Raw genomic sequence first — 19,823 nt, 5'->3', positions numbered from 1 at the left:
GACGGCTCCCTTTCTCGGAGGGGGGCCGTCGGCCTTTTCTGGCGGGGTACGGAGCCTTCTCGGCTGCCGACCGGTGGGGGTCGAGCGCGCAGTTCCCCGCGCCCCTGACGGGGCGTGTCAGTCGAAGACGACGCAGGAGGCTGCAGGGACCTCCACCGAGCCGTCGTAGCGGGGCTGCCCCGTCTGCTGGTCGACGGTGAACCAGGTGATGTTGCCCGAGCGCTCGTTGGCGGCGTAGAGGAAGCCGCCCGACTCGGTGAGGGCGCGGGGCCAGTGGCCACCGCACGGGACCGTCGCCGTCAGGTGCAGCTGGTCCCCGTCGACCGCGAACGTGGTCAGGACGTCCTCGCCGCGGGTGGCCGTCCACACGAAGCGGCCGTCGGGCGAGACGGCGATGCCGGACGGGTAGGCGTCGCCGGCCGGGGCACCGGGCAGGACCGGGGTCTCCGTGAGCGGCTTGAGGGTGCCGGTGAGGGCGTCCCAGCGGCAGACGGTCACGGTCGGGGTGAGTTCGTTGACGACGTAGGCGTACCGGCCGCCGGGGTGGAAGGCCAGGTGCCGGGGGCCGGAGCCGGGGCGCAGGGCGAACTCCCGGTGGAGGGCGGGGGCGCCCTCGTCCAGGGTGCAGACGCGGACCGAGTCGGTGCCCAGGTCGACGCTGACCGCCCAGCGGCCGCTGGGGTCGGGCTGCACCTGGTGGGCGTGCGGCCCGCGCTGGCGCCGCTCGTGCGGACCGGAACCGGTGTGCCGCAGCTGGCCTGAGGGGGCGGGGGCGAGGGTGCCGTCGGGGCGGACGGGGACGGCGGTGACGCTGCCGGAACCGTAGTTGGCGGTCAGGACGTGCCCGTCGAAGACGCTGAGGTGGGTGGGGCCGCTGGCGCCGACCGGGACCGGCGGCCCGGCGAGCCGGGGTTTGTCGTCGTGGACGTGGTACGCGGCCACCGCGCCGTCGGCGGTCTCGCTGACCGTGTACAGGGTGCGCCCGCCGGGTGCGAGCGCGAGGTAGGACGGGTCGGGGACGCCGTCGACGCTCTCCAGGAGGGCGAGGGCGCCGCTGTCCGGACGGACCGCCGCCGTGACGACCCCCGGGCCGCCCGCGGCCGTGAACGACCCGATGAACGCCCTCCGCCGCCTGCCGCCGTCTGTCACCGCTGTCCCCTATCGCTGCGAGCCACCACGAGCCGGTACGAGCCGGAGCGGCCCGGTTCCGGGTCGCTCGGGGCCGACGGTAGCAGCTGGCGGTCTAGACCAGGGCGTGCGGGGCGGCGCGTCTCAGGTGCCGACCAGGGGCGAGCCCGAGGGGGTGCGCAGCGGCTCGGCGAGTTCGGACAGCGCGCGCTCCAGGCCGTGCAGGTGGGCGAGGGCGGGTTCGGCGGGCGGCTCGGCGGGAGCGGTGATGTGTTCCGAACCCCTGGTGAGCGCCTCGACGGCCGCCTCGACGCGCCAGCAGGCGGCGGCCAGCCGGGCGTCGTGCGAGGCCTCGGGGTCGGCCGCCACGGCCACCAGGCCGCGGATGTCCCGGGCACAGTCGTCCAGCAGGGCGAGGACCCGGCGGGCGCGGCGCTTGCGGGTCCGCATCGGGTTGAGCGGGTGCACGAGGGGGGCGACCGAGAGCCGCACCCGGCCGAGGAGCTGTTCCAGTTCGGCCGCCCGGAGTGCCGGGTCGGCGGTGGCGGAGCCGGCCAGCCGGGCGGCGGCCTCGGCGGTGCAGGCGTGCACGCAGCGCAGGGCGCGCTGGATCCAGGCATCGTTCGTGGCGTGCGTGGTGACCGGCAGCACGAGAACCACGGCCAGCGCGGCACACCCCGCGCCCACACCCGTCTCCGCGAGCCGGAGCACGAGCAGACCGGGGTCCAGCACGCCCAGCAGACCGTAGAGCAGTCCGGCCATGACCGTCACCGCCAGCGTCATCCAGGAGTACGAGACGGCGGCGGTGTAGAAGATCCCGAAGACGCAGACGGCGACCAGTCCGGCCGTCGGCGCGGGCGCGCCGTTCAGCGGGATGGCGACCAGCACGCCGACGGCCGCACCGATCAAGGTGCCGAGGAGGCGGCGGAAACCGCGCACCAGGGTCTCGCCGCGGGAGGCCGTGTTGACGAAGATCCACCACACGGTGCCGACGGCCCAGTACCAGCGGTCCGCGGAGAGCACCTGTCCGACGAACAGCGCGAGCGTGCAGGCGGCTGTCGCCTGGACGGCCTGCCGGGTGGTGGGCCGCGCCAGGCCGGTGCCGGGCAGGGGCGACGGGGCCGGCGCGGCCGCGGCGGGCGGGATGCGGCGCTCGATGGGCCAGAGCACGAACCGCACGGTGCCGGCCGCGAGGAGGGCCAGGCCCACGGCGGCGTACAGGTCGGGCAGTTGGGCGGGGACGGCGTGCAGGAACTGCGTGCTGAAGAAACTCATGAACGCGAAGATCCCGAGCGCGTGGCCGCGCGGGCCCCAACGGCGGGCGTAGACCCCGCAGAAGGTGACGGCCAGGAACGCGGCATCGCGGGCCGGGGTGCTGCCGTGCAGGGCGGTGGCGAGCGCCAGCACCGGGAATCCGGCGGCGGGCAGCAGGACGGTGGTGATCCGCTGGTCACGGACGGTCGCGTCGGTGACGGTGAAGAGCGCGAGCAGGGCCGCGAGGCCGCCGGTGACGGAGGCGGTGAGCGGGAGCCCGCACAGCTCGGACACGGTGACGGCCAGGGCGACACCGATGACGGCGCGGATCGAGTTCCGCAGTCGCAGGAGCCCCGGGTCCGGGGCCACGAACATTCTCTTCACGGCGGTCGGCCGCCCCCTCGCATGGGTACGCGCCGCACCCGCGGCGGTCCGGGGTGGTGGACGGCGAGCGGACACGACGAAGGCACCGCGGTCCGGATCCGGCCTCGTCGCCGTCCGGCGCTCCGCGGCGCCGCGCATCAGTGGATGGGACACAGATAAGCACCCCTGGGCCCATTGGCTCAACTGTCGAGCCCGCGACTGTGCCAATGGCCCAGTCGAGCGGCCTCGATGCCGACTGACGGCGGTCAACCGGTCCATCTGGCGCCCAGGCGGCTGGGCGGCGCCCGGCCCGCTTCTCCTGAACGCGGGGCCGTGCCGCGGTCACCCACCACTCCTTTGAGACGTAATGTCCCATAGTACGCTGGAGGCTGCTCTATCCAAGAGGAGGGAACAGAAGGGTGGCCGACAGAACCGATCCGCGCCTGCTGCGCAGTCGAGAAGCCATGGTCGCGGCGGCCACCGCGTTGCTCGCGGAAGGCGGGCTGGAGGCCGTGACGCACCAAGCGGTCGCCGCGCGTGCCGGCGTGGGCAGGGCCACCGTCTACCGGCACTGGCGCACCCTCCTCGACCTCCGCCTGGGCGCGCTGGAAGCCGGCATGCCGCCCCTGCCTCCGATGCCCGAGGAACTGCGGGCCGTGTCGGGCGACGAGCCGCGTGCGGAGTTCGTGCACCGTCTGGGTGTGCTCGCCGAGCGGTGGGACGACGAGCAGGCGGGCGCCGTCCTTGCCGCGGTTCTCGGCGGCTCACGGCATGACGAGGGTATGCGGCGGCTGCGCGAGTCGCTGCTGAGGCAGATCGCCGACGCGCTCGCTCCGGCCGTCGCCGAGGCCGTCCGGCGCGGCCGGCTCCGGCCCGACGTCACGCCGCAGACGTTTGCCATGGCAACCGCGGGCCCGCTGTTCTTCGAGCGCTTTCTCGCCGGTAACCGCCTCGGCCGTGACACCGTGGAGGCCGTCGTGGATGCGGCCCTGCGGGGCTGGTCCTAGTCCGGGGACCCGGCTCCCCGGGTCGGCCGGACCGGGCCCGACGCCACCGGCGACGTGATCTCGACACGGCGGTCGGCAGGCAGGTTGTGGGCACGGTGGGGCCGGTGGCGGGCACCTCGGCGCGCGGCACGGCTGCCACGCCGGCGATGGGGCCCGCTCGTCGGTCGCGGCCGCCCACCCGTCGGCCGACCCTCTCCCGAGGGAGGGCCCGCGATCCACCGCTGACCGCCCCGCGTCCTCCAGGAAAAGGCCTGCACACGCGTACCGCGGCAGGCGCGTCGACCAGGAAGCGGATCCGCACTCCCGCGAACCCTCTATGAGACGGGCCGCCCCACAACCAAACTATGAGTCAAATCGTCTCACAGAGAAGCGGACCACGCGGAGGCCGTCCCCGTCAGCCCCAGGCGACGGCGGGCTCGACGGGCACGCGGGGCAGCCTCGGGGCGGTCAGGTGCGGTCGGTGAACCTCCTGCTGCGCTCCGCGCCCAACCGGGCGAAATAGCCGATCAGTTCGGGGTTGTCGACGGCTCCGGGGTGGATGACCTGCTCGACGGCGGTGCCCTGGAGGAGGCGCTTGACGGGCACCTCGAGTTTCTTGCCGGTCTTCGTGTGCGGGAGGGCCGGTACGGCGAGGATCTCGTCGGGGACGTGGCGGGGTGAGGCGCCGGTGCGGATCGCGCCGCGGATCCGCTCGCGCAGGGCGTCGTCCAGGACGGTCCCGTCGGCGAGGACCACGAAGAGCGGCATCCAGTAGCCGCCGTCGGGTTCCTCCGCGCCGACGACGAGGGCCTCGGTGACCTCGGGGAGGCGTTCGACGATGTCGTGGATGTCGGCACTGCCGAGGCGGACGCCGTTGCGGTTGAGGGTGGCGTCGGAGCGGCCGTGGACGACGACCGAGCCGTGGGAGGTGTGGGTGATCCAGTCGCCGTGCCGCCACACGCCCGGGTAGGCGGTGAAGTAGGCGTCGCGGTAGCGGCTGCCGTCGGGGTCGTTCCAGAAGTACAGCGGCATGGACGGCATGGGCCGGGTGACGACGAGTTCTCCGACCTGGTCGCGCACCGGCGTGCCCTCGGTGTCGTAGGCGGCCAGTGCCACGCCCAGGTTGGGGGCGGACAGCTCCCCGGCCCACACGGGGGTCGTGGGCGCGCTGCCGGCGAAGCCCGAGACGACGTCGGTGCCGCCGCTGGTGGAGGCCAGCTGGCTGCCGGCGCCGACGTGGTCGCGGACCCAGGAATAGGCGGAGGCGGGCAGGGCGGAGCCGGTGCAGCCGATGACGCGGACGGCGGACAGGTCGTGCGCGGCGGGTTCGACGCCGAGCTTGGCCATGGCCAGCAGGTACTGGGGGCTGGTGCCGAAGACGGTGACCCGGTGGCGGGCCGCCAGCTCCCACAGGACGTCCGGGCGCGCCACCGGCGCCGGGCTGCCGTCGTAGGTGCAGGTGGTGGCGCCGGTCAGCAGGGTGGAGACGACCAGGTTCCACATCATCCAGTGGGTGGTGGTGTACCACAGCAGGCGGTCCCCGACGCCCAGGTCGCAGTGCAGGCCGAGGATCTTGAGGTGTTCGAGCAGGACGCCGCCGTGCCCGTGGACGATGCCCTTGGGCAGGCCGGTGGTCCCGGAGGAGAAGACGATCCACAGCGGGTGGTCGAAGGGCACCGGGGTGATGGCGAGGTACTCGGTGCGGCCGGCCGCTTCCTCCCAGGGCACCACCACCCCCGGGAGTCCGTCCTCGGGCCGGGCAAGGCCCACGTGGTCCACGAGCACCGTGCCCCGCAGCGTCGGCAGGGCGGCGGCCAGTTCGAGCGAGGCGGAACGGCGGTCGTGCGCGGTCCCGTTGAAGAGGTAGCCGTCCGCGGTGACGAGCACGGCCGGTTCGAGCTGGGCGAAGCGGTCGGCGGCGGCCTTGGGCGCGTAGTCCTGGCCGCACACCGACCAGATCGCGCCCAGGCTGGCCGTGGCGAGGAAGGCGATGACGGCGTGGGGGGTGTTGGGCAGGTAGCCGACCACCCGGTCGCCCTGGCCGACGCCCAGGTCGCGCAGAGTGGCTGCCACGGAGGCGACCCGGGCGCGCAGCTCCCGGCCCGTGATCTCGTAGCCGGCGCCGGTCTCGTCCAGCGCGGTGATCGCGGGCGCGTCCGGGTGCAGGTTGCGCAGTGCGTGGTGGGCGTAGTTGAGGGTGGCGCCGGGGAACCAGCGGGCGCCGGGCATGGTCTCCTCGGCCAGCACCCGCTCGTAACCAGTGGTGGCGTCGACGTCGAAGTACTCCCACACCGCGGCCCAGAATCCTTCCAGGTCGGTGACGGACCAGCGGTGCAGGGCCGCGTAGTCGGTGGGCTCGTGGCCTCCTTCGGCGCCCCGGCGGCGTGCGGCCCACCGGGCGAAGTCCGCGATGCGGCTGTGGGCGGCCGTCTGGGGGTCGGGGGTGAAGAAGGGGGACGGGTACGGCGTGGGGTGCGGGATGGTCATGGGGTGGAGCTCCTCGGCGGGGGAACGGTCCAGGCATCAGGCGTGCGGCGGCCCGTGTGCAGCAGGGGCGCCCAGGCGGCGGTGCCGGTGAAGTCGCCGGTGCCGGCGGGGACGGTGTCCATCACGACGCGGTCGGGACGGAGCAGGGCGGCGTCCGCCCGGCCGCGCGCCAGCCAGGCGGCCAGTGTGCCGTCGTCGCCGAGGTCGTCGACGTGGATCGGGGGTGCGCCCAGTGCGGTGGCCAGGGCCGTCATCCGGGGTGTCGGCGGTACGGCCGTCAGGACGGCGAAGGAGTTCCCGAGGACGTCGTCGAGGCGGACCGTCCCGCCGTCGTGGCGTACCCAGGGCTGCGGGCAGAAGGTTCCGGCCAGCGCGCGGCCGGCGAGCCGGGGGCGCCGCCGGACGAGGGGGCCTGCGGTCAGCGCGGGGCTGAGGTCGCGGCTCACCGCTGCGGTCGCGCCGGGGATGCGGCAGGCCGTGCCCACGACGGCCCGGCGGATGGCCGCACCGCGGTCCTGGCCGCCGGTCATGGCCCAGCCGACGGCGACCGCGACGCGGATCAGGTGGCGTGCGTGCGGCTTGCGCTCCTGCTCGTAGGTGTCCAGCAGCCGTTCGTCCGAGCCCTGCCGGAGGACACGGGCGAGTTTCCAGGTGAGGTTGTAGGCGTCGCGCAGGCCCGCGCACAGTCCCTGCCCGACGAAGGGCGGGGTCAGGTGCGCGGCGTCGCCCAGCAGGAAGACCCGTCCCCGGCGCCACCGGTCGGCGAGGCGGGCCCGGAAGGTGTACTGCGCCTGCCGGATCACCTCGAAGTCGTCGTATCCCGCGGCGCCGGACGGAAGATCCACCCAGGGGGCGACCAGCTCGCGCAGCCGCTCGCGCCCCTGCGCGCCGTCCAGGCGCTCGTCGTCGTCCAGCCGGAACTCCCAGCGGTAGCGGTCCTCGCCGACCCGCATGTAGGTGGCCGGGCGGGTGGCGCAGCAGATCTGCTCGGCGCCGTCCCAGCTGTGCACCCGGCGGCCGGTGCGCACGTCGATGACCCGCCAGCTCTCCTCGAAGTGCAGGTCCTCCCAGACGGCGCCGACGGCCTCCCGGGTGATGCTGCCGGCGCCGTCGCAGCCGAGGACGGCGTCGGCCCAGAGGTGTTCCTCCTCGTCGCTTCCTTCGCGGCGGAAGGTCACCCGGACCGGGGCGGTCCCGTCGGTGTCCTGCGTGACGGACACCGCCTCGACGCCGCCCCACAGCTCGCACTCGGGCCGGCGCGCCAGGGCGCCCCGCAGCAGGCGTTCCAGCTCGGGCTGGTCGAACATGTTGGTCTGCGCGAAACCGTGGTGGCCCGTCAGCGACCGCGGGAACTCCGTGATCAGGCGGCGCCGGGGATCCAGCAGCCGCAGTCCCGGCGCCGGGCGCGAGACGGCCGCGAACTCCTCGTGGATGCCGACGCTCTGCAGGATCCGGCAGATCTCGTCGTCCGCGACGACGGCGCGCGGCAGGGGGTAGACGTCCCGGTGGCGTTCGAGGAGCAGGCTGGGCACCCCGTGCCGGGCGAGCAGGAGCGCGGCCGTGACCCCGACCGGTCCCGCGCCGATGATCACCACCGGCCTCCGGGCCTCGGCGCTCACTTCGCGTCCGCCACGGCCGTGCGCTGCTCACCGAGGTCGAGCCGCCCGTCCGGGGTCGCGATGGTGGCGGTGACGAGGTCGCCGTCGCGCAGGTACCTGGGGTTCTTGGCCTGGCCCTTGAAGAACGCCTTCCACCGCACCGCGGGCGGCAGCAGCGCGCTGATCTTCGCGACCGGCGCGGGCGGAGCCTTCAGGGCGGTGCCGCCGGGAGTGCCGGTGAGCAGCAGGTCGCCGGGATCGAGGGCCTGGAAGCGGGCGAGCAGGGTGAGCGCCTGCGCGGGCCGTACGATCATGTCGGCGAGCGTGCGGTCCTGACGCGGTACGCCGTTGACGTCGAGCCGCAGCCGCAGGTTCAACAGGTGGGCGAAGTCCTCGGGCTCCAGCAGGGCCAGGTAGGGGCCCGTCGGGGTGAAGGTCGGGTAGGACTTGCTCTCGTAGAACTGGGTCTTGGTCAGCTGGACGTCACGGGCGCTGACGTCGTTGGTCAGGACGAGCCCGGCGACGTAACGGGGCAGGTCCTCCTCCTCGACGACGGTGCCCACCGGCAGGGGCGCACCCATGACGAGGCCGAGTTCCACCTCGTAGTCGAGGAAGTTCACGTGCGCGGGGCGGACGATCGTGTCGTGCGGGCCGCTGACCGAGCCGGACGCCTTGCGGAAGAAGGTGGGCGGGATGTCGCCGGTGAAGCCCGAGTCCTTGGCGTGGCTGCGGTAGTTGACCATCTGGGCCACCACCCGGCAGGGGGTGGTGACCGGGGGCAGCGGGACGAGGTCGACGACGGGTGTGCCGCTGTCGGTGGCGGCGGCCGCCGCGCGGACCGCGTCGCGGTCGGCGAGCAGTTCCGCGGTGGTCACGGCCTCGGTCTCGACGCGGACGGCCCGCTCGTCTCGGACGGCCCACCAGCCGTCGGTGGTGCGCAGGACGTTGGTGCTCATGAGCTCATCGCTTTCATCAGGCCCAGCAGGCGGGCGGGGTCGAGTTCGTTGTCACCGCGCAGCGCGGTCATGACCTCGCGGAGCTTGGCGGGGGACGGGCTCGCGCCCAGGAAGTCGCGGGTGACGGGCGGCCCCCACTGGGCCAGTCCGCTCGCCGACATCGGCGCCCACCCGGGTTCGAGGTCGCAGGAGAACAGGTCGCCGTCGGCGAAGTGCTCCAGCATGAAGCGGTCGGGGTCGCGCCAGTAGTCGAAGAGCTGGCTGCCCTGGATGTGCCGGCCGATCCCCCAGCTGCGCCGGTATCCGCGCTCGGCCAGGTACTCGCCGCCGGCCGCGATCGAGTCGAGGTCGGTGACCTGGTAGGCGGAGTGGACGTATCCGGTGCCGGGCCCCAGGTGCAGGGCGAGCGTGTGGTGGTCGACCGCCGCACTGCCCTGGTCGCAGCGGATGAAGGCCATGGTCGGGCCGCGCTCGCGCTGCCCGTCGAGGAACAGGAAGTCGGACACGATCATGCCGAGGGTGTCCAGGTACCAGTCCAGGGTGCGGACGAACGACCGGGTCTCCAGCACCACGTGACCGAGGCGCTGAATGCGCGACGGCTCGCGCGGGGGGCGCTGGGTGGAGTTGGTACGACGGTGCTCCGTACCGAAGTTCAGCACCAGCGGCGTCTGTTCGGGCAGCGCGGCCAGCGGCTCGCCGCAGTGCACGACGCGGACCGGGAGGCCGGCGGGGTCGAGCAGGGAGACCGACCTCCCGCCCCCCGGCACGTCGCTGTCCCGGACGGTGCTCCCGGTGGCGGCGGCCAGCCGGTCGAGATCGGTCCGGTCGGCCGCGCGGAAGACCGGCCCGACGAACCGGGACGCGCGCCCGCGCCGGATGACCATGCAGGGCGGGCCCGCGAAGGTGCCGCGCAGCCACAGTGCCTGCTCGGTGCGGGCGGCGACGGCGAAGCCGAAGTCGCGCGCGAACGTCTCGGCCCGCGCCAGGTCCGGCTTCTCGAACTCCAGCCAGGCCAGGTCCGCCACCTTGATCACGGGGTTCCGGGACCGGCCGGGATGTTCGCCGCGCAGGGCCCCCTGCTCGCTGTGGAGGTCCTGGTGGGGCGTCGGCGTATCGGCCTCGTTAACGGAGGTGTGGGACATGGTGTCCTCCAAGCAACACTGCTGTAATGAGGAAATCATCAGCATTGCCGAACCTCATCGTCAATAGGTTGCACCTCAAGAATTGAGGATCTCATCAGTAATGGCACACTCGTCGCCACGGTTGTTACACTCGCGGCATGCCGACGTCAGCCCCGCCCAGGAACCGCTTCGAACGGCGCCGCGCCGAAACCCGCCAGGCGCTGGTCCGGGCGGCCCGGCAGATCCTGGCGGAGACCGGGGACACCAGCGCCAGCATCCAGGCCATCGCCGAGCGCGCCGATGTCGGTTTCGGCTCCTTCTACAACCACTTCGAGTCCAAGACGGAGCTGTTCGACGCCGCGGTGACGGACGCCCTGGAGGAGTTCGGCCAGCTCATCGACGAGCGCGTGACGGGGATCGACGATCCGGCCGAGCTCATCGCGGTCGGATTCCGGCTCACCGCCAGGATGGCCGACTCCCACCCCGAACTCACCCGCATCCTGCGTGACCGCGGTCTGGCCTATATCCACTCCGACCGCGGCCTGGGCCCGCGAGCGCTGCGGGACCTGGAGATCGGCATCGCCTCGGGGCGCTTCGACTCCGTCGACGCGACCACCGCGCTGTCCGCCGTGGGCGGCACCCTCATGTCCCTCGTGGCGCTCCGGCTCGCCCGCCCCGACCTCGACGGGGACGAGGCCGCGTCGGACCTGGCCGCCATGGTCCTGCGCATGATCGGCATCCCGGCCGACGAGGCGCACGAGGTCACCCGGCGCCCGCTGCCCGACCTCGGCTGACCGGGTTTGCGATCAGGGGAAGCCGAAAGAATAATCCCTTTTATGGGGCAAAGTCCGGCGCATTGCGCGTGCCGGCACCGTCCTTGCGGCAAGCACGATCGGATCTGCGCGGCCTGAGCCGGTGCCCCGGGCGGGGGACGGACGAGTTGTCCAGCTGGTTGCCCGGCGGAAGGTCCGGCAACCGCCGGAAGGAGTCTGCCCATGCGGATCGTCGTGGACCTGAACCGATGTCAAGGCTACGCGCAGTGCGTGTACTTGGCGCACGACGTCTTCAGGATGAGCGGGCAGGAGGCACTCACCTACGACCCGAACCCTGATGACGAGCGGCGCCTGGAGGTGCAGCGGGCCGCGGCGGCGTGCCCGGTGCAGGCGATCAAGCTCGACCGTCTCCACGGTGCGGAGCGGAGCGCGGAGTCATGACCGTGCGGGAAGCGGTCGCGGAGCTGGTGCGCGATTTCCGAGCGAACGGCCGGATCGTCATCGTCGGCGCCTCCCTGGCGGGCCTGCGGGCCGCCGAAACCCTGCGCGAAGAGGGCTTCACGGGGCCTCTGACCGTCATCGGTGACGAGCCGTACGAGCCCTACGACCGTCCCCCGCTCTCCAAGCAGGTGCTCAAGGGCTGGGTGCCTGCCGACCACACGACGCTGCCCCGCATGCGAGAAGTGGAGGCCGACTGGCGGCTCGGGGTCGCGGCCACCGGGCTGGACCGGACCACCAGGCAGGTGCTCCTGGCCGACGGCGAGCGGATCCCCTACGACCGGCTGCTGATCGCCACGGGCACCCGCGCGCGACAGTGGCCGAACCCGGCCGAGGCCGCCCTGCACGGGGTCCACACGATTCGCACGCGCGACGACGCCGCACAGTTGCAGAAGGAGCTGGCCGAGTCACCGTCACGGGTCCTTGTCATCGGCGCCGGGTTCATCGGCTCCGAGGTGGCCTCGGTCTGCCGCGAGCTGGACATCCCGGTGACCGTCGTCGAGCGCGGTGCGGCGCCGCTGGTCGGCGCGCTCGGCGGGGTGATCGGGGAGATCGCCGCGCAGATGCAGCGCGATCACGGCGTGGACCTGCGCTGCGGGCTGGGTGTGTCGGCGCTGGAGGGCGATTCGGCAGGACACGTGCGGAGCGCGCGGCTGTCGGACGGAGCCACCGTCGACGCCGACGTGGTGGTGGCCTCCCTGGGGTCGATCCGCAACGTGGAATGGCTGGAGGGCTCCGGGCTGGCGGCCGGCGTCTGGGGAGTCGGGTGCGACGCCGGCGGGCGTGCCTTCGACATCAACGGCGTGGTCACCGACAGCGTCTACGTGGCGGGTGACGTCGCGCGGGCGCCGCACGTGCTCTACGAGTACCAGTTCCTCGCGATGGAGCACTGGGACAACGCCGTCCTGGGCGCCGAGGTCGCGGCCCACAACATGGTGAACCTGGAGCCGCACTACTACCCGCATCTGCTGCTGCCCGGCTTCTGGTCCGGTCAGTTCGGCGTCAACATCAAGTCCGTCGGCGTGCCCCCCTTCGGCGAGGAGATCGTCTTCACCCAGGGATCCGTCGAGAAGCGTTGCTTCGCGGCCGCCTACGGTCACCGGGGCCGCACCGTCGCCGCCGTCGCCTTCGACCAGGGCAAGTGGCTGGAGTACTACGGAGACCTGATCCAGCGGTCGGCCCCGTTCCCGCCTCCGCCCCCGGGCTGGGACCGGCCGACCGACATGAAGCCGATGCCGGCCGAGTTCCCCGAACGCGGCGCCCCCGGGGCGGTCCCCGACGTCGTCCTGACCGGCCACGACCCGAGCGAGCGGAGGGCCGAGTTCCGTCCTCGGCGCCGCTGACGCGACCGCCGGGCCGAGCGTGCAGGCGGACAGACCGACCGGAAGAGAGAGGGAAGCCTCATGACCGAGGAAACCCCCTGGCAGCAGGCCCTCCGCTACGCCAACCGCGCAAACCCGTACCCGTTCTACGAGGAACTGCGCAAGACACCCGTGTCACGGCAGCCGGACGGCACCTACGTCGTCAGCACCTACCGGGAGATCGTCTCTCTCCTGCACGACCCGAGGGTGAGTTCGGATCCCAGGAAGCATCCCGCACCGGAGCCGGCCGAGGGCTCCGGGCACCCGGGGGCCGAGCCGATCAAGGAGGCCGTCATCTCCCTGGAGCCGAACATCATCACGTGCGATCCGCCCGAGCACGACCGGGACCGCCACATGATGATGCCTCACTTCGTCGGCCCGCCCCACTCCCCCGACCGGATCTCCGGCCTGGAGCCCGAGATCCGCCGTCTCACCGGCGGCCTGCTGGACGCCATGCGGGGCAAGACCCGCATCGACGCCGTCGACGAGTTCGCCTACCCCCTGCCGGTGACCGTGATCTGCAAGGTCCTGGGTGTGCCGGTGGAGGACGAGGCGCGCTTCCACCAGTGGATCGAAACGGCCCTGGACGCCCTGGACTTCGGGCCGGAAGCCGCCTCCGAGGAGATCCGGAGCCGGCTGGCGGGCGGTCGCCAGGCCGTGCAGGACTTCGAGCGGTTCGCCGAGGAGTTGCTCGACCGGTACGCGCAGCAGCCCGGCCCCGGCATGCTCTCGGCGCTGATGAACGAGGACGGCGCGGAAGGGCACATGTCCAAGGGCGTACTGGCGAGCAACGCCCTGCTGTTGATCTTCGCCGGGCACGAGACCACGGTCAACCTCATCGCCCACAGCGTGCTGACCCTGCTGCGGCACCCGGAGACGCTGGAGAAGCTGCGCCGCCGGCCCGAGCTGATCGTGCCCGGGGTCGAGGAACTGCTGCGTTTCGAGTCGTCGGTCCAGTTCTGGCACACCCGCTCCGCCCGGGAGGACATCGACATCGCCGGTACCACCATCCCGAAGGGCGCGCCGATCTTCCTGGTGTACGGCTCGGCCAACCGCGACCCGGAACGCTTCCCCGACCCCGACCGGCTCGACCTCGAGCGTCCCGACAACCAGCACGTGGGGTTCAGCCAGGGCATCCACTTCTGCTTCGGCGCGCCGCTCGCGCGGCTCGAGGTCCAGGTCGCGGTCAGCGAGTTCGTCCGCCGTGTGGAGAACCCTCGGCTCGTCGAGGACCCGCCCCCGTACCGCCACAACCAGATCTTCCGCGGACCGCGTCACCTCCTGGTCGACATCGACGGCGTCCGCGACTGACCCCGACGTATGCGAAGGATCGCCATGCGGGCCGTGCAACTCGTCGAATGGGGTGAACCGCCGGAGCTGCGCGACGTCCCGGTACCCGAGCCCGGGCCCGGACAGGTCCTGGTGAAGGTCGGCGGTGCCGGTGCGTGCCACTCCGATCTGCACATCATGGACGCACCCGGTCCCCCGCCCGCCTTCACCACCCCACTGCCGTTCACTCTCGGCCACGAGAACGCGGGATGGGTGGAGAGAGCGGGGCCGGGCGTCACCGGATTCGCGCCCGGAGACGCCGTGATCGTCTACGGTCCCTGGGGCTGCGGACTGTGCGCCGACTGCCGGGAGGGGCGCGAGAACTACTGCCGGACGAGCGGCGGTCAGGGCGGCGGCCTGGGAGGCGGGTACGACGGCGGCATGGCCGAGTACCTGCTGGTGCCGTCGTCACGCTTCCTGATACCGCTCGGCACCCTCGATCCCCGCCAGGCGGCCCCGCTCAGCGACGCCGGGCTGACCAGCTACCACGCCGTCAGACGGTCGCTGCATCTGCTGGGGCCCGGCTCGACCGCGGTGGTCATCGGGGCGGGCGGTCTCGGGCAGATGGCCGTCCAACTCCTTCGAGCGCTCAGCTCGGCGACCACGATCGTCGCCGTGGACACCGACGCCGGCAAGCTCGACACCGCCCGGCGCATGGGCGCGGACGAGACGCTGCTCTCGGGCGACCAGGCGGTCACCCGCATCCGGGACATGACCGGGCAGCACGGCGCCGAACTCGTGCTGGACATGGTCGGCCTGGACCCGACGCTGCGGATGGCCGCCCAGGTGGCGAGAGTGCTCGGCCACCTGACCGTCGTCGGGCTCGGCGGCGGCGCCCTGCCCGTCGACTTCGCCAGTCCGCCGCACGAGTGCGCGGTGGCCGCCCCGTACTGGGGTTCGATCCCCGAGCTGATGGACGTCGTCACCCTCGCCCAGCAGCAGAAGGTCAGGCTGCTGGTCGAGCACTTCCCCCTGGAGCGCGCCCCTGAGGCCTACCAGCTCCTGCGCACGGGCAAGATCCAGGGACGCGCTGTCATCACCCCGCACGGGTGACCAGGGGTCACCGGATGAGCTGCTCGGACCAGATCGTCTTGCCGTTCTGGCCATGGCGGCAGCCCCAGCGCGCGCCGAGTTGAGCGACCAGGAAGAGGCCGCGTCCGCCCTCGTCGCTCATGCGGGCACGCCGTAGTCGGGGCTGGGTGCTGCTGGAGTCGGTGACCTCGCAGACCAGGACGTCGTGGCGGATCAGTCGCAGCTCCGCCGGCGGACGGCCGTAGCGCATGGCGTTGGTCACCAGTTCGCTGACGATGACCTCGGTGGTGAAGACGAGGTCGTCCAGTCCCCACGCGGTGAGTCGGCGAGCGGTCCACTCCCGGGCCTGTGAGACGGCGGCCGGGTCGGCCGGGATCTGCCAGCGGGCGACGTTCGTCGCCGGTACCGCGCGGGTACGGGCCAGCAGCAGGGCCGCGTCGTCGCGCCGCGGCTGGTTCCGGAGACTGGCGAGGAGGGCTCGGCCGGTCTCGTGCAGCGCGCGGTCCGGACGGCAGGAGGCGGAGAGCGCGTCCACCAGGTACCGGAGCCCCTGGTCGAGGTCGCGGTCGCCCCGCTCGATCAGGCCGTCGGTGCACAGCGCGAGGACGCTGCCCGGCTCCAGCTCGATCGTGGTGGTCTCGTACGGCATGCCGCTGAGAGCGAGGGGCGGCCCGGGAGAGATCCGGACGGCCTCCGCGGTCCCGTCGGGCCGGAGCAGGACGGGCGGAGGGTGCCCGGCGCTGGCGACGGCGCAGCGTCGGGTGACCGGGTCGTACACCGCGTACAGGCAGGTGGCGCCGACGACGTCGTGGTCGTCGGGCGGGGCCTCGGCCACGAGGCGCTGGACCAGGTCCGCGAGCCGGGTGAGCATCTCGTCCGGTTCGAGTTCGAGGTCGGCGAGGGTCTGGATGGCGGTGCGCAGCCGGCCCATGGTGGCGATCGCGGGCATGCCGTGACCGATCACGTCCCCGGCGACGAGGGCCAGTCGCAGGGAGGGCAGAGCGATGGCGTCGTACCAGTCGCCGCGGATCTGTGCTCCGCCGCCCGCGGGCAGGTAGACCCCGGCGGTCTCGGCCGCCGACGTGTCGGTCGTGGCCGGGGGGAGAAGGCGCTGCTGCAGCGCCACTGCCGCCCGGTGCTCGCGCACGTGACGGCGGGCGTTGTCGACGGCGAGCGCGCCCCTGGAGGCGAGGAGCGTCAGGAGCTGCGCCTCGTCCTCGGTGAACGGTGCGGACCGGCCGCAGCGCCAGAGCGATATGACGCCGAGCGTGAGGCCGCGGGCGTGCAACGGTGCCACCATCACCGAATGCGCGTCGCGCGGGACGAGGTACTCCAGCAGTCGCGGATCGCCGGTCACGGCGGCGAACTCGTCGAGGCCGAGGACGACCGTCTCGCCCTGCCGGACGCGGTGCAGGAAGGGGTGGTCGGGCAGGGGCGGGACGAGGCCGCCCGGCTTGATGCCGGCCGGCCAGGCCAAGGTGGCCGGGGCGAGGGCCGCGTTGCGCATGTCTCCGCCGCCCGGTTGCCTGGCGGGTTCCTCCCCGCCGAACACCGAGTGCGCGAGGTCGACCGCGGCCAGGTCCCCGAAGCCGGGGACGAGGAGATCGGCCAGGTCTCGCGCGGTCCGCACGACGTCCAGGGATCCCCCGACCCGCTCGGCGACCTCGCGGGAGAGAAGCAGATGACGTCGTTCCTCCAGCTGGTCGAGGATCTCGATGTAGAGGGCCGCGACTCCGGTGGGGCGTCCTCGCGGGTCCTCCAGGCGGAAGGCGGACAGCGACAGGGGCCGCCGAAGCGCCGGATCCTGCCGGCGGCGCACGTGCTGGGTCCGGCGGATCACCGGGGTGCCCGTCTCGATCACCTGGCGCAGTACCGCCTCCAGGGTGTCGGCGTCCTCGGCGCAGAGCACGTCGTGCAGCCGGGTGCCGGGCCGGAGACGGCCGTCGGGAGCGCCCGGTGCGGCGTTCGTCTGCACCGTGGTCAGGTCCGTGTCGTGCAGAGCGATCGTGACCCGGTCGTGCGCGGAGAGCGCGCGCAGGAGCGCGGCGCCCTGCTCGTGGTGGACGGCGTGGTGTGCCGGCGCCACCAGCACCAGGTACTCCGCGGGGCCCGCCACGGCGGAGGTCCGGAACGTGACTTCGACCGTCTCGCCGGACCGGTGCCACAGGCTTACCCGCCCGGACGCCGGTATCTCCGCGGCCCGGTACGGCTCGTCGGGGAGTCCGGCCACCAGTTCCCGTACGGGGCGCCCGCAGACCTCGTCGGCGGTGAACCCCGTCAGCTCCTGCGCCGCCCGGGTCCACCGGAGCACCGTGCCCCGGTCGTCCAGCACGGCGGCCGGCGCGCACTCGAACGCCTGCGGGCCGCCGCCGGGCCCGGCATCGGCCAGGCCTGTCCTTCCCGGGATGTCGCTCGCGGAGTCGAAATCGCTCACAGCGTTGTCGTCCGTCATGTCGTACCTCCTTCGGCGGCTCAGGCGATCGCGCCTGCGGGCAGGTCCTGTTCGGACCAGACGACCTTGCCGCCCGATACGGTGCGGGAGCCCCACCTGCGGGAGAGCTGAGCGACGAGCATGAGACCCCGGCCGCCCTCGTCGAGGGTGCGAGGGTGGCGCGGGTGTGGCTGGCTGGTGCTGGTGTCGGTGACCTCACAGGTCAGGATGGAGTGCTGGAGGAGCCGCAGGCGGATCGGCCCACCGCCGTACCGGACGGCGTTGGTGACCAGTTCGCTGACGATCAGCTCCACGGTGCCGACGAGTTGGTCCATCCCCCACGCCCTGAGCTGACGTCGGGTCAGGTGCCGGGCGGTGCGGACGGAGGTCAGTTCGTTCGGCAGGTCCCACGACGCGACCCACGCGGGCTGGAGTCCACGGGTCCGGGCGAGGAGCAGGGTGACGTCGTCAAAGTGGGTCCGGGCCGGCAAGGTCTCGACCACCTCCGAGCACAGGTCCTCCAGGGACCGGTCGGACCGGGCCAGGCATGCGCTCAGGCGCCGCATGCCTGCGTCGAGGTCGTCGTCGCGGGACTCGACCAGGCCGTCGGTGTAGAAGGCGAGCACACTCCCCTCGGGCAGTTCGTGTTCCACCGACTCGAAGGCGAGCGCCCCGAGGCCGAGTCCGAGCGGGGCACCGGCGGGCATGTCCGGGAAGGTGACCCCGCCCCGGGGGTCGATGACCGCGGGCGGCGGGTGACCGGCCCGAGCCATCGTGCACCGCCGGGTGACCGGGTCGTAGACGGCGTACAGGCAGGTGGCGCCCACGACCGAGGGGACCGGTTCCGGGTCGTCGGCGTCGTCCTCGCTCTCCTCGTTCAGCCGCCGGACCGTGTCGTCGAGGTGTGCCAGGAGTTGTTCCGGGGGCAGGTCCAGGTGGGCGAGCGTGCGCAGGGCGGTGCGCAGCCTGCCCATGGTCGCCGCGGCGTGGATCCCGTGTCCGACCACATCGCCGACGACGAGGGCCACGCGGGCGCCGGACAGCTCGATCACATCGAACCAGTCACCCCCTACGCCGTGGTCCATGTCGGCCGGTACGTAGCGCGAGGCCACCTCGACGGCGGCGCCGCCCCGGACCCGGTGGGGAAGCAGGTCGCGCTGGAGCGTGAGGGCGGCGGCGCGTTCGCGCGCGTACTGGAGCGCGTTGTCCAGGCAGAGCGCGGCCCGGGTCACGAGCTCCTCGGCGAGCAGCAGGTCGTCCTCCTGGAACGGCGTCGGCTCCTCGGAGCGGCCGAACAGCGCCAGTCCCAGCACGCAGCGCCGCGCACGGATGGGGACGACCATCAGGGAGTGGATCCCGCTGTCCCGGACCATCTGCCCCCGCGCCGGGTCGTGATGGACCCAGGGGCTGAGCTGGGTGTCCGCGTCCAGCGACGGTACGAGGTGCGACCTGCCGGTGCGCAGCGCGGCGGCGAACGGCGAGGCCGGGTGGACGTCGATCACCTCTTCGCGGACCCAGGGCAGTTCGAGGACACCGAGGTCGACGGAGGCCAGACCGGCCCGGCGCAGCACGGGAGGGCGGCCGTTCGCCGCCCCGATCCGTCCGGGCTGCAGGGCGAACGGAACCGACTCCACCAGGTCGACGAGGGCGTGGTCGGCCAGCAGGGGCACGGTGAGCTCGGCCAGCTCCTGGCTGGTCTGCATGACGTCGAGGGTGCTGCCGATGCGGGTGCTGGCTTCGCTGAGGATGGCGAGACGCTCGCGCGCCCGCCGGTTGCCGGTGACGTCGACGCTCATGCTGCACACCGCCGACGGCCTGCCGTCCGCGTCCTGGAGACAGAAGAACGAGGCCGAGTAGACGTGCTCCCGGCGCCGGTCGGTCGGCGGCCACGCCCGGTACTCGTGGACCATGGTGATGCCGCTCTCCAGCACGTGCCGCATCACCACCTCGAGCGCTTCGGCCTCGAACCCGGGCAGCGTGTTCTTCAGACGGCTGCCGAGCCGTCGGTCACGGGGAATGCCGTCCTGGAGTTCCATCGCGTCGTTCACCCATGTGCAGCGCAGCTGCGGGTCGCGGACGACGATGCCGATCGGTGCGTGGGCGAGCAGGGACTCGCGCAGCGATCCGTCCGTCGCTGCCGAGGAGAGCGCGCCTATGCCGGTCACGGACACGAGCCAGCGCAGGCTTTCGCTCTCTCCCCGCAGCAACGAGACCCGCAGGGCCAGGGTGAGCACGTGACCGTCCCGGTGGCGGACCGTCATGGTGCCGGACCAGCCGCCCTGGGCACGGCACTGTTCGGCCAGCGCCGTGGCCCGGAGAGCGCCGCCGGAGGACGGCATTACCTGTGCCGCCGACCGGCCCACCATCTCTCCGGCCGAGTACCCGACCAACTGCTGGGCGGCCTGCGTCCACCCGACCACCGTCCCTTCCGCGTCGAGCATGGCTATCGCCGCGTCGGGTGCCTCGCTCGGGTTCACCGGCTGAGCGATTCCGGACTGATGGGTTT

14 protein-coding genes are annotated in these 19,823 nt (G+C 72.9%); 6 read left to right on the top strand and 8 right to left on the bottom strand.

Translation table 11 applies throughout. The features are described 5' to 3' along the window. Window positions 1-117: 117 nt before the first annotated feature. Window positions 118-1,149: a lactonase family protein gene (locus AB0M11_RS20365; protein WP_365707326.1), complete on the bottom strand. Its 1,032-nt coding sequence runs from the start codon at window positions 1,147-1,149 to the stop codon at window positions 118-120. 123 nt (window positions 1,150-1,272) lie between these two features. Further along, window positions 1,273-2,757: an FUSC family protein gene (locus tag AB0M11_RS20360; protein WP_365707411.1), complete on the bottom strand. Its 1,485-nt coding sequence runs from the start codon at window positions 2,755-2,757 to the stop codon at window positions 1,273-1,275. A 407-nt stretch (window positions 2,758-3,164) separates the two neighbouring features. Here AB0M11_RS20360 and AB0M11_RS20355 point away from each other — a divergent pair, with 407 nt between their 5' ends. Further along, window positions 3,165-3,752, top strand: coding sequence for a TetR/AcrR family transcriptional regulator (locus AB0M11_RS20355; protein WP_365707324.1), 588 nt, complete (start codon window positions 3,165-3,167; stop codon window positions 3,750-3,752). 447 nt (window positions 3,753-4,199) lie between these two features. On the opposite strand, the gene AB0M11_RS20350 is transcribed toward AB0M11_RS20355, so the two are convergent. Genes AB0M11_RS20350 through AB0M11_RS20335 form a run of 4 tightly spaced genes read right to left on the bottom strand, consistent with a single transcriptional unit; the run spans window position 4,200 to window position 9,914 of the window. After that, window positions 4,200-6,218, bottom strand: coding sequence for an acetoacetate--CoA ligase (locus tag AB0M11_RS20350; protein WP_365707322.1), 2,019 nt, complete (start codon window positions 6,216-6,218; stop codon window positions 4,200-4,202). Further along, window positions 6,215-7,837, bottom strand: a complete 1,623-nt coding sequence (locus tag AB0M11_RS20345) for a bifunctional 3-(3-hydroxy-phenyl)propionate/3-hydroxycinnamic acid hydroxylase (protein WP_365707320.1) — start codon at window positions 7,835-7,837, stop codon at window positions 6,215-6,217. Before AB0M11_RS20345 ends, AB0M11_RS20350 begins: the two co-directional genes overlap by 4 nt. Next, the gene (locus AB0M11_RS20340) at window positions 7,834-8,772 is read right to left on the bottom strand and encodes a fumarylacetoacetate hydrolase family protein (RefSeq protein WP_365707318.1); all 939 of its coding nucleotides are present in this window, start codon (window positions 8,770-8,772) and stop codon (window positions 7,834-7,836) included. Before AB0M11_RS20340 ends, AB0M11_RS20345 begins: the two co-directional genes overlap by 4 nt. Further along, the gene (locus AB0M11_RS20335) at window positions 8,769-9,914 is read right to left on the bottom strand and encodes a VOC family protein (protein WP_365707316.1); all 1,146 of its coding nucleotides are present in this window, start codon (window positions 9,912-9,914) and stop codon (window positions 8,769-8,771) included. The genes AB0M11_RS20340 and AB0M11_RS20335 overlap by 4 nt, the downstream gene beginning before the upstream one ends. Before the next feature lie 137 nt (window positions 9,915-10,051). Between AB0M11_RS20335 and AB0M11_RS20330 the strand changes: the two genes are divergently transcribed. From AB0M11_RS20330 to AB0M11_RS20310, 5 genes are all read left to right on the top strand, one after another. Continuing rightward, window positions 10,052-10,687, top strand: a complete 636-nt coding sequence (locus tag AB0M11_RS20330; protein WP_365707314.1) for a TetR/AcrR family transcriptional regulator — start codon at window positions 10,052-10,054, stop codon at window positions 10,685-10,687. A 201-nt stretch (window positions 10,688-10,888) separates the two neighbouring features. Further along, window positions 10,889-11,107 carry a ferredoxin gene (locus AB0M11_RS20325; protein WP_365707312.1) on the top strand — a complete coding sequence of 73 codons (219 nt, stop codon included), beginning with the start codon at window positions 10,889-10,891 and terminating at the stop codon, window positions 11,105-11,107. Continuing rightward, complete coding sequence (locus tag AB0M11_RS20320) at window positions 11,104-12,507, top strand: FAD-dependent oxidoreductase (protein WP_365707310.1); 1,404 nt, start codon at window positions 11,104-11,106, stop codon at window positions 12,505-12,507. The genes AB0M11_RS20325 and AB0M11_RS20320 overlap by 4 nt, the downstream gene beginning before the upstream one ends. A gap of 60 nt (window positions 12,508-12,567) precedes the next feature. Continuing rightward, window positions 12,568-13,836, top strand: coding sequence for a cytochrome P450 (locus AB0M11_RS20315; RefSeq protein WP_365707308.1), 1,269 nt, complete (start codon window positions 12,568-12,570; stop codon window positions 13,834-13,836). 24 nt (window positions 13,837-13,860) lie between these two features. Further along, entirely contained in the window at window positions 13,861-14,907 is a 1,047-nt protein-coding gene (locus AB0M11_RS20310; RefSeq protein ID WP_365707306.1) for an NAD(P)-dependent alcohol dehydrogenase, read from the top strand. A 7-nt stretch (window positions 14,908-14,914) separates the two neighbouring features. On the opposite strand, the gene AB0M11_RS20305 is transcribed toward AB0M11_RS20310, so the two are convergent. Together AB0M11_RS20305 and AB0M11_RS20300 are read right to left on the bottom strand one after the other, a co-directional pair. Next, a complete protein-coding gene (locus AB0M11_RS20305) occupies window positions 14,915-17,338 on the bottom strand; it encodes a SpoIIE family protein phosphatase (RefSeq protein WP_365707304.1) in 2,424 nt (807 codons plus the stop codon). A 20-nt stretch (window positions 17,339-17,358) separates the two neighbouring features. Continuing rightward, window positions 17,359-19,794, bottom strand: a complete 2,436-nt coding sequence (locus AB0M11_RS20300; RefSeq protein WP_365707302.1) for a SpoIIE family protein phosphatase — start codon at window positions 19,792-19,794, stop codon at window positions 17,359-17,361. Window positions 19,795-19,823 lie beyond the last annotated feature (29 nt).

It is taken from the genome of Streptomyces sp. NPDC051987 (assembly GCF_040680735.1).
Taxonomy (GTDB): Bacteria; Actinomycetota; Actinomycetes; order Streptomycetales; family Streptomycetaceae; genus Streptomyces.
Note: the sequence above shows the minus strand (reverse complement) of the source record. Positions and strands in the feature narration are given on the sequence as shown.